This is a genomic window from Marinobacter litoralis (assembly GCF_003336705.1).
Taxonomy (GTDB): domain Bacteria; phylum Pseudomonadota; class Gammaproteobacteria; order Pseudomonadales; family Oleiphilaceae; genus Marinobacter; species Marinobacter litoralis.
Map to the genome: position 1 here is coordinate 371,220 of NZ_QMDL01000001.1, position 18,461 is coordinate 389,680.

The following is an 18,461-nucleotide window of genomic DNA, read 5'->3' on the forward strand; positions in this document are numbered from 1 at the left end:
ATCAGTCTCGGGGCAGCTGTATGGAGCCTTCCATAAAGAAGACGGCGTGGCCGGAGATTGCCACACGGTCGCCCCGAAGTTCGCACTGCAGATCGCCCCCGCGTTTAGAGAGTTGTCGGGCGGTTAAGACGTTTTTGCCCAATTGTTTGGCCCAGTAAGGCGTTAGCACGCTATGAATGGAACCGGTAACAGGGTCTTCGTCGATGCCCACACCGGGAGCAAAATAACGGCTGACAAAATCACACTCATTACCGGCAGCTGTTACGATCAATCCTTGATTGCCTAACTGGATGAGTTGCTGAAGATCCGGGGCGGCCGCCCGAACCTCTGCCTCTGAAGCCATCACAATCAGGTAATTGGTGTCGTTGGGAACAAAGAATGCTTTGCTGGGTGCTTCTGGCATTGCGGTTTTAATCAATTCCGGGGTGGGACAGGGCTCGTATTCCAGGTTTGGAAAGTCTAGCTCCAGAGAGTCATCGGGTCTTCGGGAAACAGACAGCAATCCGGACTTAGACTGAAAAAACACTTTTTCGAAGGGCCATTTCTGCTTATTAAAGACCACCCAGGCCGCCGCTTGTGTTGCATGGCCGCACAAAGGTACTTCCGCTGTGGGTGTAAACCATCGAATGTGAAAATCGGCACCTTCCAATTCCGGGGTAGGTACCAAAAATGCTGTTTCCGAGAGGTTGTTTTCTTCAGCAAGGGCCTGCAATACCGAATCTGGCAGCCAGCGCTCAAGCGGCATGACTGCAGCCGGGTTACCCGCGAACAGTTTGTTGGTAAAGGCATCAATCTGGTAGATCGGAGTTTTCATGGTTTGCCCTGTCAAATTGAAATTTGATTCTTTCATCCGTTGTTCACCGTGAACCGGTGCACCTCTGATTCACTGTAGCAATGGATCTCAGGTAGTGGTTTATTGCCCCGAATGATCCAGTGCTCGGGGCCCTGTTGGGTCACACGAAAACCTTTGCGGGCAAGCTTTTGGCAATCCTGTAGTAGGTTGATGCATTCAATATTGCTCGTTTCCGCAAGGCCAAGCACGTCCTTGCGGTTTCGGCGAATCCGTGGATAGTCCGTCTCGAACGATCGAGGTTGTCGTGTAACTGTGTTGCTCATCCTGAAACTCCATCTTCGGTGAATCGACTTTTATTGTCTGTGGGGATGGGGTTGCGGAACAGATTCAGTTAAGTTGTTAATGAACCGGTACAGTTTTTCGTGAGTGTTATCTGTGCTGCATGAAATTGGTGAATCTGTACTGTCGGTTATGTCAGATCTTCTGATCCAATGATCGATATAACGCAGCAATCCATCGGGCGGGGGGCAGTCATGGGGGCGCTTTATAATCAAGTAGCTGACCAACTACAGGCACTGATCAACGACGGCGTTTATCGGGCGGGTGATCGCTTGCCTGGAGTCAGAGTGCTTAGCCGTCAGTTTGGCGTGAGTATTTCGACCGTGTTGCAAGCCCACCAAACACTGGAAGCTCGAGGTTTTCTTCAGGCCCGGGAACGAAGTGGCTATTTTGTTCGCCTGCCAAGCCACGATGTACCCGAGCCGAGCATGCCTGACCAGCGCACACGCCCGGTGCCTGTTTCGGCGCGGGAAATGGCTTTGGATTTATGTGCAGATGAGAAAAAGCAGATGGTGCCGCTGGCATCTGCCGTTCCTCACCCGGACTTCCTGCCTGTCCGGCAAATACAGCAAAGTACGATCTGGGCAGCCCGAAGGGGGCTGGAAACTTTGGATTATGCCTTTCCGGGAAAAGCGTGTTTCCGGCGTCAGATTGCTCAGCGCATGGCTACCATCGGAGTGCCTGTGGCCCCGGATGATGTGTTGGCAACAAACGGCGCTCAGGAAGCCATTATTCTGGCGCTTCGAGCGGTGACACATGCCGGAGATATTGTTGCAGTGGAGTCTCCATCGTTTCCGGGTATTTTGCAGGCTTTAGACGTGGTCGGATTGCGTGTTATCGAAATTCCGGCTCACCCATCAGAAGGTATGAGTCTCGAAGGGTTGCAGTTAGCGCTAGAGCAGTGGCCCCTGAAAGCGTGTGTGGTGGTGCCCAACCACAGTAATCCTATGGGTGCCAGAATGAGCGACGAACGCAAGCTGCAGCTTGTCTCCATGCTGGATGCTGCTGGCGTGCCATTGATCGAGGACGACATCTATGGCGACCTCTACCACACCGGTGAGCGACCGCGCCCGGCAAAAGCCTTTGATCGCTCTGGTAATGTTATTTATTGCAGTTCATTTTCTAAGACAGTGTCGCCTGGTCTTCGCTTGGGGTGGATGATTCCCGGGCGCTATATGGCTGGTGTTCGGCAACACAAGTATTTTGTCAATTTAGCCACTTCGAGCTTGCCTCAATTAGCGATGGCTCATTTTCTTGAGCAGGGCGGCTACGATCGATATCTGCGCCAAGCGCGCCAGAACTATGGGGAAGTCATAGAGCGGCTTCGTTCGGCAGTAGCCCTATCGTTTCCGGCAGGCACAGCCGTGAGTAAACCCTCTGGCGGTTTTGTGCTATGGATTCAGATGCCAGACTGCATCTCGGGCACCGAGGTGTATCAGCGAGCTCGCCAAGAAGGCATAAACGTCGCCCCCGGGTTAATGTTTTCAACAACAAATAAGTTTGAAAACTGCCTTCGGTTGAACGCTGCAAACCCATGGACTGACCGTATCGAAACCGCGGTTATACGTTTAGGTGCGCTTGCCCATGACGCATCGAACCGGGCTAGCTAGCCCGTAAATCTTCCGGATTCAACAGTCCGGCCGCGATGGCGATACCCGTTACGTCTGGCAGCCTGTCGGCGCCAAGGCGTTTCATCACCCGTGCACGATACAGGTCGATGGTTTTCACGCTGACCCCAAGCTGTTCGGCAATTTCCCGACTGGTGTAGCCCTGCGCCAGCGGCAGGAAGACATCTCGCTCGCGGCGGGTGAGGGTGCTGATGAGCGCTTCTGCATGGTGGCTGACGGTGACTTCATTCTTTGGTGTGTTCGGGGTCTGCATCGCTTGTTGAATGCTGTCCAGCAGCAGCTGCTCATTGAAAGGCTTCTCGATAAAGTCGAACGCGCCGGATTTGAAAGCCCGAACAACGATGGGAACGTCTGCGTGTCCCGAAACAAAGATAATCGGAACATCAATGTCGCGTTTTTGTAGCTCTTCCTGAACATTCAGGCCACCAAGCCCGGGCATACGGATATCCAGCACTACGCAGTCCGGGCGGCTATCGTTCACGTCGTTCAGGAACTGTCGGCCATCACTGTACGCTTTCACCTCAAGCCCTACGGATTCAAGTAGCCACTGAGTGGATTCCAGCATGCCTGCATCATCGTCTACGACGTACACGGTGTTGGTTGTAGAAGAAGCGATATCAGGCATCTAAAGGCTCCGGGTTGTGTGTTGCGTTGGTGCTGTGAGTGTTCGGAAAACGGCAGATCAGTGACAGTCCGCCAGTCTCTGCGGGTGAGGCATCCAGAAATCCGCCAAAGCCCTCAATAATAGAACGGCTCATGGAAAGCCCCAAGCCAAGCCCTTTGGGCTTGCTGGTATAAAACGGCTGGAACATCTGCCGTACCCCTTCTTCATCGAGACCAGGGCCTTCGTCAGTTACCACGATGAGGGTTTCATTTTGATTGTTGATGAGCGTGCTGACCAGAATTTTTGACGGTTCGGTACCATGCCTGATGCGGCTAGCGTCAACATTCGCTTCAATGCCATTTCGAATCAGGTTGATCAGCACCTGCTCCAGCAGAATGGGGTCGGCGGTGACCACCGGAGCTTCATTGGCAAGTTGTTTGGATATCTTGACGCCGTGTTTGTCAGCTTCCCATTGGCATAGGCGGGTGACTTCGGAAATCACCGTATTGAGGGCCACCGGACCCATGCTTTTTTTACCTTTTCGCAAGAACGCACGGAGTCGCTTGATCACCTCAGACGCTCGGTTTGCATGGTGGATGATTTTTTGGAGGCCATCATCCACTTTTGATAATTGCTCCGGATGCTGTTCGCGATTTTTCAGAAACCGTTGGCTGGCGCTGGCGAAGTTCACGATGGATGCCAGAGGTTGATTCATCTCATGGGCAATGCTTGAAGCCAATTCACCAAGGGTGGCCAGTCGCGCAGTGTGAGCCAGTTCGTCGGCTAACAGGCGGTTTTGTTCCTCGGATTCAATCCGTGCGGTGATATCCCGGGACACGCTGATTACTTCTACTACTGCGCCCGTGTAGGTTTCCCGAATGGCACGGCTGGCAATCTCCAGCCATCGTCGGGCACCGTTTTTATGGGTGATCTCCAGAGTCATTGTGGCGTAGCCATCGTCCCGAAGTTTCTGCCGGGTTTCTGCGAATAACGCATCCGTTTGCTGTCCGGTAAAAATGTCTTGCAGTCGTTGGCCCCGTAACTCTTCCGGCCAATAGCCCAGCAAGCGCCACGATGCAGGCGTTGCATCAATAAACTGGCCGTCCGGGGCGTGCCGCGAAATCAGATCGGTGGTGTTTTCCGTGATGAGCCGGTAAAGACGGTTTGAACGGGTGGCTTCTTCTTGAGTGCGTATGTCTGTAGTGGCATCCCGGCCACGAATCAGAACCTGCTGGGTGTCTGTGTCCGGAATGAAACACCAAAGCAAAATAACATTGCCTATTCTGGACTCAACCTTGTCGATTGTTCGTTCTTGCTTTAGTGCCGAGTTGATAAGTGCCTCGGCATTGACGGGTAAAACCTCCCCGTAGCTTTCCGAATTTTCGGGCCGGAGAGATTGTGCCGCCGGATTGGATGCAAGCACTTTTCCCAGAGCATCTACAATGAGAGATGGGCTCGGATCTTGAGAGAGCAATTGCACGAAGCCCTTTTGGGTTGCGGAGCTACTCATAGCTATAGAATATACCCTATAATACGATGGTAGAGTTTCTAGTAATGATTCTGTAATCTACCATTTGACTAATAGAAAGAATAACCAGTCTAACCTTTTCGCCGTAGACGAGATAAAAATAACGCCAGAATATGAGGACCACACACATGACTTCGATCTTTGATGAAGGCCTTGCGCCTCGGGACGCGAATTACGCGGTCCAATCCCCCATTGATTTCATCGAACGCACAGCCAGCGTTTACCCGAATTATCCTGCCATCATTCATGGCGCTATTCGACGGAACTGGGCAGAAACTTACAGTCGCTGCCGTCGTTTGGCCTCAGCCCTGAAGGGGCGTGGCATTCATCGGGGCGATACGGTCGCAGTCATGTTGCCGAATATCCCGGCAATGGTGGAGTGTCATTTTGCCGTGCCGATGATCGGTGCTGTGTTGAACACCCTTAACGTTCGGTTGGATGCTGACGCGATTGGTTTCATGCTGGAGCACGGCGAAGCGAAAGTCGTAATTGCGGACCGCGAGTTCGGTCAGGTCATCAAAGATGCCGTTAGTGGATTGAAAGACAAGCCGCTGGTGATCGACGTGGATGACCCCGAGTATGGCGAGGGTGTGCAGGTTAGTGATCTGGATTACGAAGCGCTTCTGAAGGAAGGAGACCCCGAATTTCAGTGGAGCTTTCCTGCGGACGAATGGGACGCTATCTCGCTCAATTACACCTCCGGTACCACCGGTAACCCCAAAGGCGTGGTTTATCATCATCGTGGTGCATACGTTAACGCGTTGGGTAATCAGGCGGTTTGGTCTATGGGTATGCACCCTGTATACCTCTGGACGCTGCCAATGTTCCATTGCAACGGTTGGTGTTTCCCGTGGACCATCACCGCAATGGCCGGTACCCATGTTTGCTTGCGCCGGGTAGATCCGGAAAAGATTCTTCAGCTGATTCGCGATCACCAGGTTACCCACATGTGCGGTGCACCGATTGTGTTGAACGCACTGCTGAACGCCTCGCCTGAAGCCAAGGCCGGTATCGATCATGAAGTGAAGTCCATGACTGCCGGTGCGGCGCCCCCCGCTCAGGTAATCGGAGCTATCGAAGAGCTCGGTATCCAGGTCACGCACGTATACGGCCTGACTGAAGTGTACGGCCCGGTCACCGTCTGTGCCTGGAAATCCGAATGGGATGAGCTGCCGCTTGATGAGCGTGCCAAGCTGAAAGCTCGCCAAGGTGTGCGTTACCACACCATGGGCGGAACTATGGTGGGAGATCCCAACACCATGGAGCCGGTACCCAAAGACGGCAAAACCATCGGTGAAATCTTCCTGCGCGGTAACACCGTGATGAAAGGCTACCTGAAGAACCCGACAGCGACGGAAGAAGCCTTCCGTGGCGGATGGTTCCATACCGGCGACTTGGCAGTATGGCACGAAGACGGCTATCTGGAAATCAAGGATCGCCTGAAGGACATCATCATTTCCGGTGGTGAGAATATTTCCACCATCGAGGTGGAAGACACACTGTACCGCCACCCTGCCATCATGGAAGCCGCCGTTGTTGCGCGGCCAGACGAAAAATGGGGTGAAACGCCTTGTGCCTTCGTCACCCTGAAGCCAGAAGCGGGTGATGTGTCTGAGGAAGATATCATTGCCTTCTGTCGCGAGCACCTGGCTCGGTTCAAAGTGCCCAAGACTGTCGTCTTTACGGATCTCCCTAAGACCTCGACCGGTAAAATCCAGAAGTTCGTGCTTCGCGATCAAGCCAAAGAGCTGAACTGATTAGGCCATAGGCTGCGCTGTACGGCGCAGCCAAACCTCAACACAAAAACAACATTGACTGGCCGCCGCTTGAGCGTGCCTGGAGGTACAGTAATGCAACTATTAAAGAGAAAGAACGGCGAAGAGCAGCCGTATTGGCCAGCCGGCCCTTTTAAAATCCGACTTCCGTTTGTCCACTATCGGTGGGAATTTGCGGAGATGGTGCAGGCTTTGATCATGTTTGTGGTCAGCCTTGCCATGATTCCTCTACTTGAAAAATATCTGGGTGTCCCTTACGAGGTTGCGCTGGCCTACGTGGTCATCTGTGGCATCGGCTTTATGCTGCCTGCGTTGTTGGGTGTTCCGCTGGTTCCGGGCTGGATTACCCCGGGTATCCCTGTGGTGTTGTTGTTCCTGTCGGATTACGAACCAGGCCCTGAAGCCATTCAGGCGTTGTTTGCATTGCAGTTCCTGGTGTTTTTGATCTTTCTGATTTTGGGCGTAACCCGCCTGGGCAGCAAGCTGGTTGAATGGATTCCCCGTTCCATGAAAGGGGGCATCATTATTGGTGCGGGTATTGCGGCTCTGATGGGCGAAATCGAAGCGGGTGGACGACTGGCGAATACGCCAATCTCACTGATTGTGGGTGGTCTGGTGTGTCTATACCTGATGTTCTCTGTATCGTTCAAAGGCTTTGTCGATAAGAATGTGCTGGCGCGCAAGATCGCTAACTACGGAATGGTGCCGGGTATGGTTGTCGCTATTCTGGTTGGCTTCGCCACCGGTGAATACGATGTGCCGGACGTGCAGTGGGGGATTACTAAGCCAGCGTTTGACCAGCTATGGAATTACCTGCCGTTTACCGTGGGCTTTCCGGATATGAACGTGTTCTTGTACGCCATTCCGACGGCGGTGATCGCTTACGTTATCGCATTTGGCGACATCGTGGTGGGGCAGTCGCTGATGAGCCGGGTGGATCATTTGCGTAAAGATGAAGACATCGATAACAGCATCGACCGGGCTCACCTTGTGACCGCGCTGCGTAACGGTGGCCATGCCTTTTTCGCACCATATCCTGGTTTGGCTGGCCCAATCTGGACGGCAGTTACCGCCACCATGGCTGAGCGTTATAAGTACGGCCGCAACGCGATGGATTCTATTTACAGTGGTGGCGGTACCTTCTGGATCACCGGTTTCATTGCGCTGTTCGTGCTGCCGTTGGTGAGCTTCTTCCAGCCAGTGTTGCCAATTGCTCTATCGTTAACCCTGCTGCTGACCGGTTACATCTGTTTGATGGTTGGCCTTGAGCAGCTGGAGAACAACACCGAGCGAGGCATTGCCGGCACCATGGGCGTAGTGCTTGCGGTGTACGGCGCAGGCTGGGGGCTGGCGACCGGTGCGGTACTGTATTTCCTGATCGAGCGAACGCGGCTGTTAAGCTTTACATCGGACCCCGAAGCGCCCGGTGCCGAAACCGCCGAAGAACACTGAACCTGACGCCGTTGTTGCAGCGGCGACATCAACCCCTGTGTGTCCTTGGGAGGCCTTAGTGCCTCCCTTTTTTTATTTGGCCCCTTCTGGCGGCTGCAATGTTTTAATACGTGTGTGACACTAACGCCCTGCAAAATAATGATAAGAAAAGGTGTGCCGGTTTAAGGCCATCTGAATCTGGAGGTGTGTAATATGCGCGTAGGCCTAATTGTTGATTCGGCATGTGATTTGCCCCACGAATTTGCCACCAAGCATGGCCTTTTTATCCTGCCGGTCACCGCTATTATCAATGGCGAAACCTACATAGATACTCACGATCCCGTGCTTACTCAACAGTTTTATCAGAGTGGTCTGTTGGAAAAAGGGCACCATGCCGAAACAGAAGCTTTTTCTGTTGAACAAATACACGATTTGTTTATCGAAAAGATCGTCCCTGAATACGATATCGCCATCTGTGAGACCGTCACCCGTAGCCGCAGCCAGATTTATCAGAATGCCAGTGATGCCATGCATACGGTCATGGCGAACTACGAAGTGGCCCGCAAGGCCTCCGGTCGAGCCGGCAAGTTTTCGATGAGGGTCATTGATAGTAAGCAGATTTTTGCGGGGCAAGGGCTGTTAGCGGCTCATACGCTTAAGCTGATTAAGCAGAAAGTCTCAAAGAATGCCTTAAAGTACGAAGTTGAAACGTTTTCCGACAACATCTTTACCTGCGTTATTCCACGAGATATTCATTACATTCGTGAACGTGCTCGACGTCGAGGCGATAAAAGTGTCTCGGCTGTGGCTGCATTTTTGGGTAAGGCCTTGAATCTGACACCGGTGATTTTCGGGCAAGGGGTGGAAGGAAAGCCGGTGGCGAAAACCTTTAACTTCGATATCGCTGTAGAGCGAGTTATGAGTTACGCCGCCAGTCGTGTTGAAGCAGGATTACTGACACCCTATGTGAGCCTGTCTTGCGGGTTAAGCTGGGATGAAATCGAAGCTTTACCGGGGCTGGATCTCCTTCGTGAAACCTGTGAACGCAACAATGTAGAGTTGTTGCTGTCGCAAATGGGCATCACCAGCTCGATTTATGTGGGCCCTGGAAGCATATGTTTGAGCCTGGCAGCCGAACCCCATGAATTCCAGGATTACCAGTAACAATGGACAGCACTTCTATGACGAAATCTACCGCTAGCTTAACCGATAAACTCTTTGAGGCGCATGTAAAGCACGAGTTGTCGGCTCTCAAAGGTGCCAAGCTGACTAAGTTTCTGGAAACCGAGTTGGATGAGCTGCTTGACCACGCCAACACCATCAGGTTAGAGCAGCTGGTCAGCGCGGAGCAGGTCATGGGGGTGATTCAGCGCATCGTCGTGAACATGGAGTTGGATGCAGGCATTCCTGAGCTGGCGGGTGAAATGGCGGCGAAAGTGACCAATGCGCCGGTGCAGGCCGAGACGACCCTGGGTGAAATACTGTCGCGGGAACAGGCTGCCGCTTTCGTTGAGGAAGCCTTGGAGCTTCGGCAGCAGCGCGAACGCTTCATTGCCGAAATTATGGCGCACCCGGTTTATCAAGAGCTGGTCTCCAATGTGGTGTACCACGGCTTGGTGAATTACCTGTATGAGGACAACCTGCTGACCCGTTCGGTGCCGGGAGTGGGTTCCATGATGAAGCTTGGCAAAAAGGTCGCCAACAAGGCGGTGCCGGGCTTGGATGAAACCTTCGAGCGGCGTATTAAGGCTTGGTTGTCGGACAGCCTGCCGGGGTTGATTACCCGAAGCGAGCAATTTTTGCAGAAAGCCCTGACTGATGACGAGCTTCGGGATAGCGTGATGGCGGCTTGGGTGTCGCTAGAAGGAACCACCATCGCCGAGCTGAACGAAGGCATGGGAGATGTTCGGCTTCAGGAATTTGTCGTACTGGGTTATGAATTTTGGCTGAATTTCCGGAAAACGCCTTATTTCGAGGGGTGTGCAAGGGCGGTGGTTGACCATCTTTATGAAAAGTATGGCGGTGTGCCGGTTATGGATCTGCTGCAAGACTTGGGTGTTACCCGCGAAGTGATCGTGACAGAACTCAAGGAGTTGGCGTTGCCTGTGGTGGATGTTTTGCGGGAAGAAGGCTATCTGGAAGCTTTGCTGAGAAGACGGCTGGGCGCGTTCTATCGTTCATCCGCAGCTAAGAAATTATTGGCAGAGTAAACCTTATTCAGGACGGGGCATCAGCCACAAAAAAGGCCGGAAGACATAAATCTTCCGGCCTTTTTTGTGGAGAACCGGCTGAGATCAGCGCTCCAGATACTGAAGCTTGTCTGGTTTGCCGTCCCATTCTTCTGCATCTGGCAGAGGATCTTTCTTTTCTGTGATGTTCGGCCAAGTGCCCGCGAGATCGGCGTTGATCTCTACGAAGGCTTCCTGACCAGCAGGCAGTTCGTCTTCCGAGAAGATGGCTTCTGCCGGACACTCTGGTTCGCACAGAGCGCAGTCAATGCACTCGTCCGGATCGATAACCAGAAAGTTGGGGCCTTCGTAGAAGCAGTCTACCGGACAGACTTCTACGCAGTCGGTGTATTTGCACTTGATGCAGTTATCAGTAACGATAAACGCCATAGTCGGATCCCTGGTTCGTAGAACAAACAGTCTCATCAGGAGCTCAATTAAATCGGCCCCATTCTTAATTTATGCGCGATATTGTAGGGAGCGCCCCTCTCAGCCGCAAGCCTCAGACCGCTATAACCTTATTACTCAGGTCAAGTTAACGGTTATTCCCGCTAGTTTCTCAACAAAGCTTGAAGTTCATACAGCTGGTTTAGCGCGTCTCTGGGACTTAAACCATCAATATCCAGCTTTTCCAAAGCGCGCTCAACGTCGCTGGGCCCCATGCTTGCGAACATGTCGCTCTGGAACGCGCTGTGTTCCGCGGTGCTTGGCGGCGGCGCCGAGGCTTGGGCGGGCGCAGACTCGGTTTTTGGCAACTCGGCCGCCGGGCCAGCACTGCCTTCCAAGTGTGCCAGTTGAGCTTTCGCGTGTTGAATGACGTCTTGGGGCACGCCGGCTAGCTTAGCTACCTGAAGGCCGTAACTCTGGCTTGCCGGCCCGTCGTGGACGTTGTGCAGGAACACAATGCTGTCATCGTGCTCGGTAGCGGTCAGGTGCACGTTGACGGCGTGCTCCAAATCTTCCGCTAACTGAGTGAGCTCAAAGTAATGAGTCGCAAACAGTGTGTAGCATCGAATTTCTTTCGCCAGATGCTCAGCTGTTGCCCAGGCCAGCGAGAGGCCATCAAAGGTACTGGTACCCCGGCCGACTTCGTCCATCAACACCAGGCTGTGCTCGGTTGCGTTGTGGAGGATGTTGGCGGTTTCGGTCATCTCTACCATGAAGGTAGAACGGCCACCGGCGATGTCGTCAGAGGAGCCCATGCGGGTGAAAATTCGATCCACCGGCCCTAATACCGCTCGGTCTGCCGGTACGAAGCTGCCCGTATAAGCGAGCAGAGCGATCAGTGCAGCTTGGCGCATGTAAGTCGACTTACCGCCCATGTTCGGGCCGGTGATGACCAGCATGCGCCGTTTGTCGTCGATCAGCAGGTTGTTCGGTACAAAGGGCTCGTCCAGCAGCTGCTCAACCACCGGGTGGCGACCCTCTTCAACGGTAAAACCGGGCTCTTCAGTAAATTCTGGTGCAGTGAAGCGCAGGCTGGTGGCGCGTTCGGCAAAATTGCTGAGTACGTCCAGCTCGGCCAATGCCTGGGCTGCATCCTGCAGCGGCGCTAATTGTTCGGCTACCGCTTCCAGTACTTCGTCATACAAGCCCTTTTCCCGAGCCAGTGCACGACTCTTGGCGCTGAGTGCCTTGTCCTCGAACTCTTTCAGTTCCGGGGTGATGAAACGCTCGGCATTTTTCAGGGTTTGACGGCGGATGTAATCCACCGGGGCTTGGTCCGACTGGGCTCGACTGATTTCGATGTAATACCCGTGTACCCGGTTGTAACCCACTTTCAGAGTGCTGATGCCGGTGCGCTCCCGCTCCCGGGTTTCTACGTCGAGCAAGTATTGGCCGGCGTTTTCGCTGATGTTACGCAGTTCATCCAGTTCAGCATCAAAGCCTTCACGAATCACGCCGCCATCACGAATCACCACGGGAGGGTTCTCGATGATGGCGTGTTCAAGCAAGTACGCCAGTTCCGGGTACTCGCTGACGGTGTTTGCAAGGTGTGCAACATGCTCTGATTGCACGGCTTTCAGGGTTTCCTGAAGGTCCGGCAGAGCCTGAAAGGCATCCCGAAGACGGGCCAAATCCCGAGGGCGTGCGGATCGCAGGGCCACCCGAGCGAGAATGCGCTCGATGTCGCCTACGCGCTTGAGCAGGTCGTGGGTCGGTTCGTAATGGAAGCCGTCGATTAATGCCGTCACTGCTTGCTGGCGCTGGCGTACCACATGAATGTCCCTCAAGGGACGATTCAGCCAGCGGCGCAGTTCTCGGGCGCCCATGGGGGTTGCGGTGCGGTCCATAACCCAGGCGAGGGTGTACTGGTGACCGCCCATTAAGTTGGTGTCGATTTCCAGATTACGGCGGCTGGCCGCATCCAGAATCACCGCTTCTTCCCGACGTTCACGGGTCAGCTTGCGAATGTGGGGCAGGGCGGTGCGCTGGGTCTCCCGTGCGTACTGCAACAGGCAGCCCGCGGCACACACGGCGAGGTGCAGGTCTTCGCAGCCAAACCCGGTCAGATCTTTTACCTGCAACTGCTGGGTGATAATGCGGTGTGCCGTGTCCATTTCGAACAGCCACGGGCCTTGTCGGCGCACGCCGGTATAGCCTTCGAGAATCTCGCTGTAGGGGAAGTCTTCGCTGATCAGGATTTCCGCGGGGCGAAGACGTTGGAGTTCTCCTTGCAGGGCTTCGAGGCTATCCAGCTCGGACACCGCAAATCGGCCGCTGGAAATATCCAGTGAGGCAAAACCGAACTGCTCTTTGTGGCTGTATATGGCTGCTAGAAGGTTGTCTCTGCGATCTTCCAGAAAGGCTTCGTCGCTTAGTGTGCCGGGGGTGACAATGCGGACAACCTTGCGCTCAACCGGGCCTTTGCTGGTGGCTGGGTCACCGATTTGTTCGGCAATGGCAATGGATTGACCTGCGCGGACCATGCGCGCGATGTAGCCTTCCGCTGCGTGAAACGGCACGCCTGCCATCGGAATGGGGTTGCCCCCAGATTGGCCTCGGGCTGTCAGGGTGATATCCAGAAGCTCGGCAGCTTTCTTGGCATCGTCGTAAAACAGCTCGTAGAAGTCCCCCATACGGTAAAACACCATCTCATTCGGGTGTTCACCTTTGATTTTGAGGTACTGCTGCATCATTGGGGTGTGCTTGGGAGATTCCTGCTTGGCCGGGTTCTTCGCGGATGCCGTCATATGTCCTCGGTAACTGGGGGCAATCGTATAAAAGGGTGGGATGTTACCACGAGCCGCGATGGGCTCGAAGAGCCTTTCTTGGTGATTCCGATTAAACGACGTTTAGTCTTTCGGCGAAAACAGCTCGGGGTAGGTTTTAGCAAGTCGGGCCAGATCTTCTGGTTCGTCTACATCGTTCAAGTATTCACTTTCATAGCATGTCCAGCCTAATGCTTTGATCCTGTCTCTTGTGATGGGAGCAACTTGCGAAGTGCTCCATGGGACATCGGTAAACAGGGTGTCGGAAACCCGTTTTAAGCCAATCAGCGCATAGCCGCCGTCCGTGACCGGGCATAGGCAGCAGTCATGGGTTTGCAGCGACCGCGCCATCACTTTGAGCTGCCTGGCATCCAGATCCGGGCAATCGGTGCCCATGACCATTACCGCGGCGCCTTGCTCGAGACCGTTTCGAGCCGCAGCAGCCATGCGGCTACCCAGATCGCCTGACACTTGCGAGAACAGTTCGCAGTGTTCGGCGCTGGTCAGTTCGCGCCAGTACCGTGCTTTCGGATCCGGTGTGATGTGCAGTTCAACCGGCCCCAGATTGGCGGCCAAAGCTTGCTGAACGGCTCGGTGAAAAAGCCGGTCTGCCAGAGCCGCGGCTTCACGCTCGCCCAAGGCCGGTATCAGTCGGGTTTTGGCTCTCCCGGGTCGGGGTTCCTTGGCCATAATGATGATTCGAATAGGTTTCATCGATAACGCTCTGCTATTTTGTGGGCAGGCTCACCCCGCCAATATGCCCACCGAAGTTGCCACATGAGCCAGATGGTTCGCCAGCTTCCCCGGTCATCCCATCGTCGGCCAGAGGTAATGACTTTCTCTCGCAGGCAAACCGGCGGGCAGATGTTTTTTAATCGCTTGCTGATCTCGACATCTTCCATCAGCGGTTGTTCCGGAAAGCCGCCGACTTTGTTAAAGAGTTCCCGGGTCATGAACAAGGCTTGGTCACCGGTGGCAATGCCACTGAGTCTCGAGCGCCAGTTCATGAGGGTTGCAACAACCGGCAACATTTTCGAGTGCCCCTGAATCATCACATCAAAGCGCCCCCATATCGAACCGGTCGCATTAAATGTGCGAGCCAGAATGGTATCGGCATTCGCCGGAAGCCTTGTGTCGGCATGCAGGAAGAGTAGATGCGGTGCATGACAAGCGAGTGCTCCGGCGTTCATCTGGTGAGCACGGCTGGCTGCAGTGGTTATGACGTCGAAGCCGGCACTGTGAGCCATCGTTGTGGTTTGATCTGTGCTGCCGCCGTCGACGATGACTACTTCCGCGCCCCGTTGCTGCCAGTGCGTTAAATGCGTTAATAAATCGGTTAATACCTTCGCTTCGTTCAGCACTGGTACGATGATAGAGAGCTTAGGTTGAACCGCGGGAGTGCCTGGCACGTAAATCATGTGCTCCGTAACATGTGGGTGATCGGCGGGACTTAAACGAGAACCTTGTTATCTAACCAGATGGAATCGAACTTGAGAATACCATTGTTCGCGCCGCGTCGCAGGCAAGCCGCGGAGACGCCATGAAACGACTGGTTTTAATGGGGGCAGGGCATTCACATTTGCTCGTCTTGAAGCAGTGGTCGAATTCGCCTCTGAAAGACGTGGAATTGGTGTTGGTCACGCCCTCAGCATGGCAATACTACTCGGGCATGATTCCCGGGTGGCTTGCTGGGCATTACTCCGTTGATCAATGCCGGGTTGACGCACAATCGCTGGCTCTTGCGGCTGGAGCCAAAATCGTGCTCGATAGCGTGGTGGATATTCAAGCGGATAATCGGCAGATTCGGCTGGCAGGTGGCGAGTCACTGGATTATGACTGGCTTTCAATCGACATCGGCGCACAAACCAATCTTGAGAGCCTGCGGGGGTACACCGGTTCGATACTCAGCGTTAAACCCTTGGAGCAGTTTCAGCAGCGTTGGTCGCAGCGTTATGAGCGGGCGGATGGGCAGGCGTTGCATTGGGTGCTGGTAGGCGGTGGTGCAGCGGGTGCCGAGTTGGCGATGGCGGTGGCTCATGCCATGCCGAGTGGAACTGGGGCGCAGCGCCGGTTGAGCTTGGTAACCGGTAAGCAGGGACTTTTGCCGGACTTTCGTCCGCGCATACGTAAATTGGCCCGCCGGAAGTTGGTGCAGTTGGGAGTAGAGGTGATTGAGCAGCGTGGGGAAGCGGCGGGCCGACACTTAACCCTGACTGACGGCGCGAGTCTGAGCCCGGATCTGGTTATAGCCGTAACTGGCTCAGAGGCCTTCCCTTTTCTGAAAACGAGCGGCTTGGCCTTAGACACGCAAGGTTTTGTGTTGGTGAATGAGTATCAGCAAAGCCTGTCCCATCCGCGAGTGTTTGCAGCGGGAGACGTTTGCAGTCGACTGGATCAGGCATTAAGTCGTTCTGGTGTCCATGCGGTTCGTGCAGCCCCGGTGCTGGCGGCCAATTTACGGGCAGCAACAGAAGCGAGTGAGTTTGTGGCTTTTCAGCCGCGTCCTCATACGCTGTACCTTCTTTCCTGTGGGGATAAATTTGCGATAGGAAGTTACGGTCCGCTCGCGTTCTCCGGAAGGTGGGTCTGGCGTTTGAAAGACAAAATTGACCGTGGGTTTGTGGAAGGTTTCTAACGGGAGATTAAGCCATGCAGGCATCTGATCAGGCGCTTGAGCGCGCGGGCAATGAGTTGGCCGTATTGCTGGAAAAACAAGGCCGAACGATAGCGACTGCCGAGAGTTGCACCGGTGGTTGGGTAGCCAAGGTACTGACCGATAGGGCGGGCTCATCGTCGTATGTAATGGCGGGGCTGGTGACCTACAGTAACGAAGCCAAAAAGGCGATTCTTGGCGTAGAAGCGACGGCTCTGGAAGTTCACGGTGCCGTGAGCGAAATCGTGGTTCGCCAAATGGTTGCCGGAGCGATAAAAGCAGCAGGCGTTGATGTTGCGGTAGCCATCAGTGGCATCGCCGGCCCGGGGGGCGGAAGCGAGGAAAAGCCTGTAGGTACTGTCTGGTTTGCGTGGGGAGCCCGGGGCGAACCTACCGAAAGCAGCGTGAGGTGCTTTGATGGCGACCGTGATCAGGTGCGGCGCCAGGCGGTTTTGTATGTCCTGCAAGGGGTTACGGAGTTTCTTCGCAAGCTGTGATGTTTTTCGCTTTGGCGGGGGTTGGTCTCTGCCAACGCTTATGTTTTAATACTGTTCAAATATACAGGAAAAGCACTGGAGAGCCTCCGGTGTTTTCTTTTGAATATCGGTGCTGACCACAACCATTGTGAGGGTCAGCCGTTCAGGTAAACAAGGTGGGCAATAATGGAAGACAACCGCAAGAAAGCACTCAGCGCAGCACTTGGCCAGATTGAGCGCCAGTTCGGCAAAGGTGCCGTGATGAAAATGGGCGACCAGCCCCGCGAAGCCATTCCTGCGGTATCTACCGGCTCCCTGGGGCTTGATGTCGCTTTGGGTATAGGTGGCTTGCCATACGGCCGGATTGTTGAGATTTACGGCCCAGAAAGCTCGGGTAAAACCACCTTGACCCTGCAGGTTATCGCCGAAGCACAGAAGCAGGGTAAAACCTGTGCGTTTATCGATGCCGAACACGCACTTGACCCGATCTACGCTGAGAAGCTGGGCGTTAACGTGGACGACCTGCTGGTCTCGCAGCCTGATACCGGTGAGCAAGCGCTGGAAATTGCCGACATGCTGGTGCGTTCCAACGCCATCGACGTGATTATTGTGGACTCGGTAGCGGCCCTGACACCCAAGGCGGAAATTGAAGGCGAGATGGGCGACAGCCACGTTGGCCTTCAGGCTCGTTTGATGTCTCAAGCGCTGCGTAAGCTGACCGGTAACGTCAAACATGCCAACTGTCTGATGGTGTTTATCAACCAGATTCGAATGAAGATCGGTGTCATGTTCGGTTCGCCAGAAACCACCACCGGCGGTAACGCACTGAAGTTTTACTCGTCTGTACGTCTGGATATTCGTCGTATTGGTGCGGTCAAAGACGGTGACGAAGTGGTGGGCAACGAAACCCGCGTTAAGGTTGTTAAAAACAAGGTGTCTCCGCCATTCAGACAGGCCGAGTTCCAGATCATGTACGGTAAAGGCATCTACCACATGGCCGAAGTGCTTGATATGGGCGTAAAAGAAGGCTTTGTGGATAAGGCCGGTGCGTGGTACGCCTATAACGGCGACAAGATTGGTCAGGGCAAAGCAAATGCGTGTAAGTATCTGGAAGAGCATTTGGATGTGGCTCAGGAAATCGAAGCCAAAGTTCGTGATAAGCTGATGCCAAAGCCTGTGAAGAAAAAAGACGAGGCAGAAGCCGTACCGGCTGAGGCAAACGGCGAATTGCTTTAATTGCACCGTTAGGAGGTGAGTTATGAAGCGACTGCTCATAGTAGCCCATGCCCCATCTCCAAACACTTTGCGGTTGCGGGACGCTGTTGAAAGCGGCGCCCGCCATCCGGATATTGAATCGGTGGAAGTGGTTGTGAAAGCACCGCTGGAAGCCGGTCCCGAGGATGTGTTGGCCTGTGATGCCATCATCCTCGGTACCACCGAAAACCTCGGCTATATGTCGGGCGCCCTCAAAGACTTCTTTGATCGAAGTTATTACCCCTGTCTTGAAGAGACACAAGGTCTCCCTTTCGCTTTTTACGTTCGTGCCGGCCATGATGGCACGGGTACGCGCCGGGCGATTGAAAGTATTACTACCGGATTGCGTTGGAAGCTGATTAAAGAGCCTCTGACCTGCCGCGGCGAGTATAAAGAAGAATTTGTCGAACAGTGCGAAGAGTTGGGTATGTACGTGGCCGCTAGTCTGGATGCTGGTTTGGTTTAATTCAATTCGCTAAAACCGGAAGTGATAGGCGACAGTCAGCAGCGCAAGCACTACAATGCAAGGTTGTTTTTACC

At 54.2% G+C, this 18,461-nt stretch carries 17 protein-coding genes; 9 read left to right on the forward strand and 8 right to left on the reverse strand.

Annotation, left to right across the window (positions count from 1 at the left end):
- Position 1 precedes the first annotated feature (1 nt).
- Positions 2 to 814 (reverse strand): PhzF family phenazine biosynthesis protein, encoded by an 813-nt coding sequence (locus DOQ08_RS01710; RefSeq protein ID WP_114333873.1) that lies wholly within the window; start codon positions 812 to 814, stop codon positions 2 to 4.
- Positions 815 to 846: 32 nt separating this feature from the next.
- Positions 847 to 1,116 carry a hypothetical protein gene (locus tag DOQ08_RS01715; protein ID WP_114333178.1) on the reverse strand — a complete coding sequence of 90 codons (270 nt, stop codon included), beginning with the start codon at positions 1,114 to 1,116 and terminating at the stop codon, positions 847 to 849.
- Between the two features lie 168 nt (positions 1,117 to 1,284).
- Here DOQ08_RS01715 and DOQ08_RS01720 point away from each other — a divergent pair, with 168 nt between their 5' ends.
- Positions 1,285 to 2,742 (forward strand): aminotransferase-like domain-containing protein, encoded by a 1,458-nt coding sequence (locus DOQ08_RS01720; protein ID WP_227537448.1) that lies wholly within the window; start codon positions 1,285 to 1,287, stop codon positions 2,740 to 2,742.
- Here the strand turns inward: DOQ08_RS01720 and DOQ08_RS01725 are convergent.
- The gene (locus tag DOQ08_RS01725) at positions 2,735 to 3,385 is read right to left on the reverse strand and encodes a response regulator transcription factor (RefSeq protein ID WP_114333180.1); all 651 of its coding nucleotides are present in this window, start codon (positions 3,383 to 3,385) and stop codon (positions 2,735 to 2,737) included. The two genes, DOQ08_RS01720 and DOQ08_RS01725, sit on opposite strands and share 8 nt — an antisense overlap.
- Positions 3,378 to 4,874 (reverse strand): sensor histidine kinase, encoded by a 1,497-nt coding sequence (locus DOQ08_RS01730; protein WP_114333181.1) that lies wholly within the window; start codon positions 4,872 to 4,874, stop codon positions 3,378 to 3,380. Before DOQ08_RS01730 ends, DOQ08_RS01725 begins: the two co-directional genes overlap by 8 nt.
- 146 nt (positions 4,875 to 5,020) lie before the next feature.
- Between DOQ08_RS01730 and DOQ08_RS01735 the strand changes: the two genes are divergently transcribed.
- The 4 genes from DOQ08_RS01735 (at position 5,021) to DOQ08_RS01750 (ending at position 10,308) form a co-directional block, all read left to right on the forward strand.
- Positions 5,021 to 6,649, forward strand: a complete 1,629-nt coding sequence (locus tag DOQ08_RS01735; RefSeq protein ID WP_114333182.1) for an acyl-CoA synthetase — start codon at positions 5,021 to 5,023, stop codon at positions 6,647 to 6,649.
- A 93-nt stretch (positions 6,650 to 6,742) separates the two neighbouring features.
- On the forward strand, positions 6,743 to 8,119 hold the full coding sequence (locus DOQ08_RS01740; protein WP_114333183.1) for a solute carrier family 23 protein: 1,377 nt from the start codon (positions 6,743 to 6,745) through the stop codon (positions 8,117 to 8,119).
- A 192-nt stretch (positions 8,120 to 8,311) separates the two neighbouring features.
- Entirely contained in the window at positions 8,312 to 9,262 is a 951-nt protein-coding gene (locus tag DOQ08_RS01745) for a DegV family protein (RefSeq protein WP_114333184.1), read from the forward strand.
- A 17-nt stretch (positions 9,263 to 9,279) separates the two neighbouring features.
- The gene (locus DOQ08_RS01750; RefSeq protein ID WP_114333874.1) at positions 9,280 to 10,308 is read left to right on the forward strand and encodes a hypothetical protein; all 1,029 of its coding nucleotides are present in this window, start codon (positions 9,280 to 9,282) and stop codon (positions 10,306 to 10,308) included.
- An 84-nt stretch (positions 10,309 to 10,392) separates the two neighbouring features.
- Here the strand turns inward: DOQ08_RS01750 and fdxA are convergent, their stop codons facing one another.
- The 4 genes from fdxA to DOQ08_RS01770 all read right to left on the reverse strand — a co-directional run bounded on the left by fdxA (position 10,393) and on the right by DOQ08_RS01770 (position 14,947).
- Complete coding sequence (fdxA, locus tag DOQ08_RS01755) at positions 10,393 to 10,716, reverse strand: ferredoxin FdxA (RefSeq protein ID WP_114333185.1); 324 nt, start codon at positions 10,714 to 10,716, stop codon at positions 10,393 to 10,395.
- 161 nt (positions 10,717 to 10,877) lie between these two features.
- The gene (gene mutS, locus DOQ08_RS01760; protein WP_114333186.1) at positions 10,878 to 13,520 is read right to left on the reverse strand and encodes a DNA mismatch repair protein MutS; all 2,643 of its coding nucleotides are present in this window, start codon (positions 13,518 to 13,520) and stop codon (positions 10,878 to 10,880) included.
- Between the two features lie 102 nt (positions 13,521 to 13,622).
- Complete coding sequence (locus DOQ08_RS01765) at positions 13,623 to 14,252, reverse strand: TIGR04282 family arsenosugar biosynthesis glycosyltransferase (protein ID WP_114333187.1); 630 nt, start codon at positions 14,250 to 14,252, stop codon at positions 13,623 to 13,625.
- The gene (locus DOQ08_RS01770) at positions 14,249 to 14,947 is read right to left on the reverse strand and encodes a TIGR04283 family arsenosugar biosynthesis glycosyltransferase (protein ID WP_227537449.1); all 699 of its coding nucleotides are present in this window, start codon (positions 14,945 to 14,947) and stop codon (positions 14,249 to 14,251) included. Before DOQ08_RS01770 ends, DOQ08_RS01765 begins: the two co-directional genes overlap by 4 nt.
- 131 nt (positions 14,948 to 15,078) lie before the next feature.
- Between DOQ08_RS01770 and DOQ08_RS01775 the strand changes: the two genes are divergently transcribed.
- The 4 genes from DOQ08_RS01775 (at position 15,079) to DOQ08_RS01790 (ending at position 18,387) form a co-directional block, all read left to right on the forward strand.
- Positions 15,079 to 16,173, forward strand: a complete 1,095-nt coding sequence (locus tag DOQ08_RS01775) for an FAD-dependent oxidoreductase (RefSeq protein WP_114333189.1) — start codon at positions 15,079 to 15,081, stop codon at positions 16,171 to 16,173.
- 14 nt (positions 16,174 to 16,187) lie between these two features.
- On the forward strand, positions 16,188 to 16,688 hold the full coding sequence (locus DOQ08_RS01780; RefSeq protein WP_114333190.1) for a nicotinamide-nucleotide amidohydrolase family protein: 501 nt from the start codon (positions 16,188 to 16,190) through the stop codon (positions 16,686 to 16,688).
- A gap of 165 nt (positions 16,689 to 16,853) precedes the next feature.
- On the forward strand, positions 16,854 to 17,903 hold the full coding sequence (gene recA / locus DOQ08_RS01785; RefSeq protein ID WP_114333191.1) for a recombinase RecA: 1,050 nt from the start codon (positions 16,854 to 16,856) through the stop codon (positions 17,901 to 17,903).
- Positions 17,904 to 17,925: 22 nt separating this feature from the next.
- Positions 17,926 to 18,387: a flavodoxin family protein gene (locus DOQ08_RS01790; protein WP_114333192.1), complete on the forward strand. Its 462-nt coding sequence runs from the start codon at positions 17,926 to 17,928 to the stop codon at positions 18,385 to 18,387.
- Positions 18,388 to 18,461 lie beyond the last annotated feature (74 nt).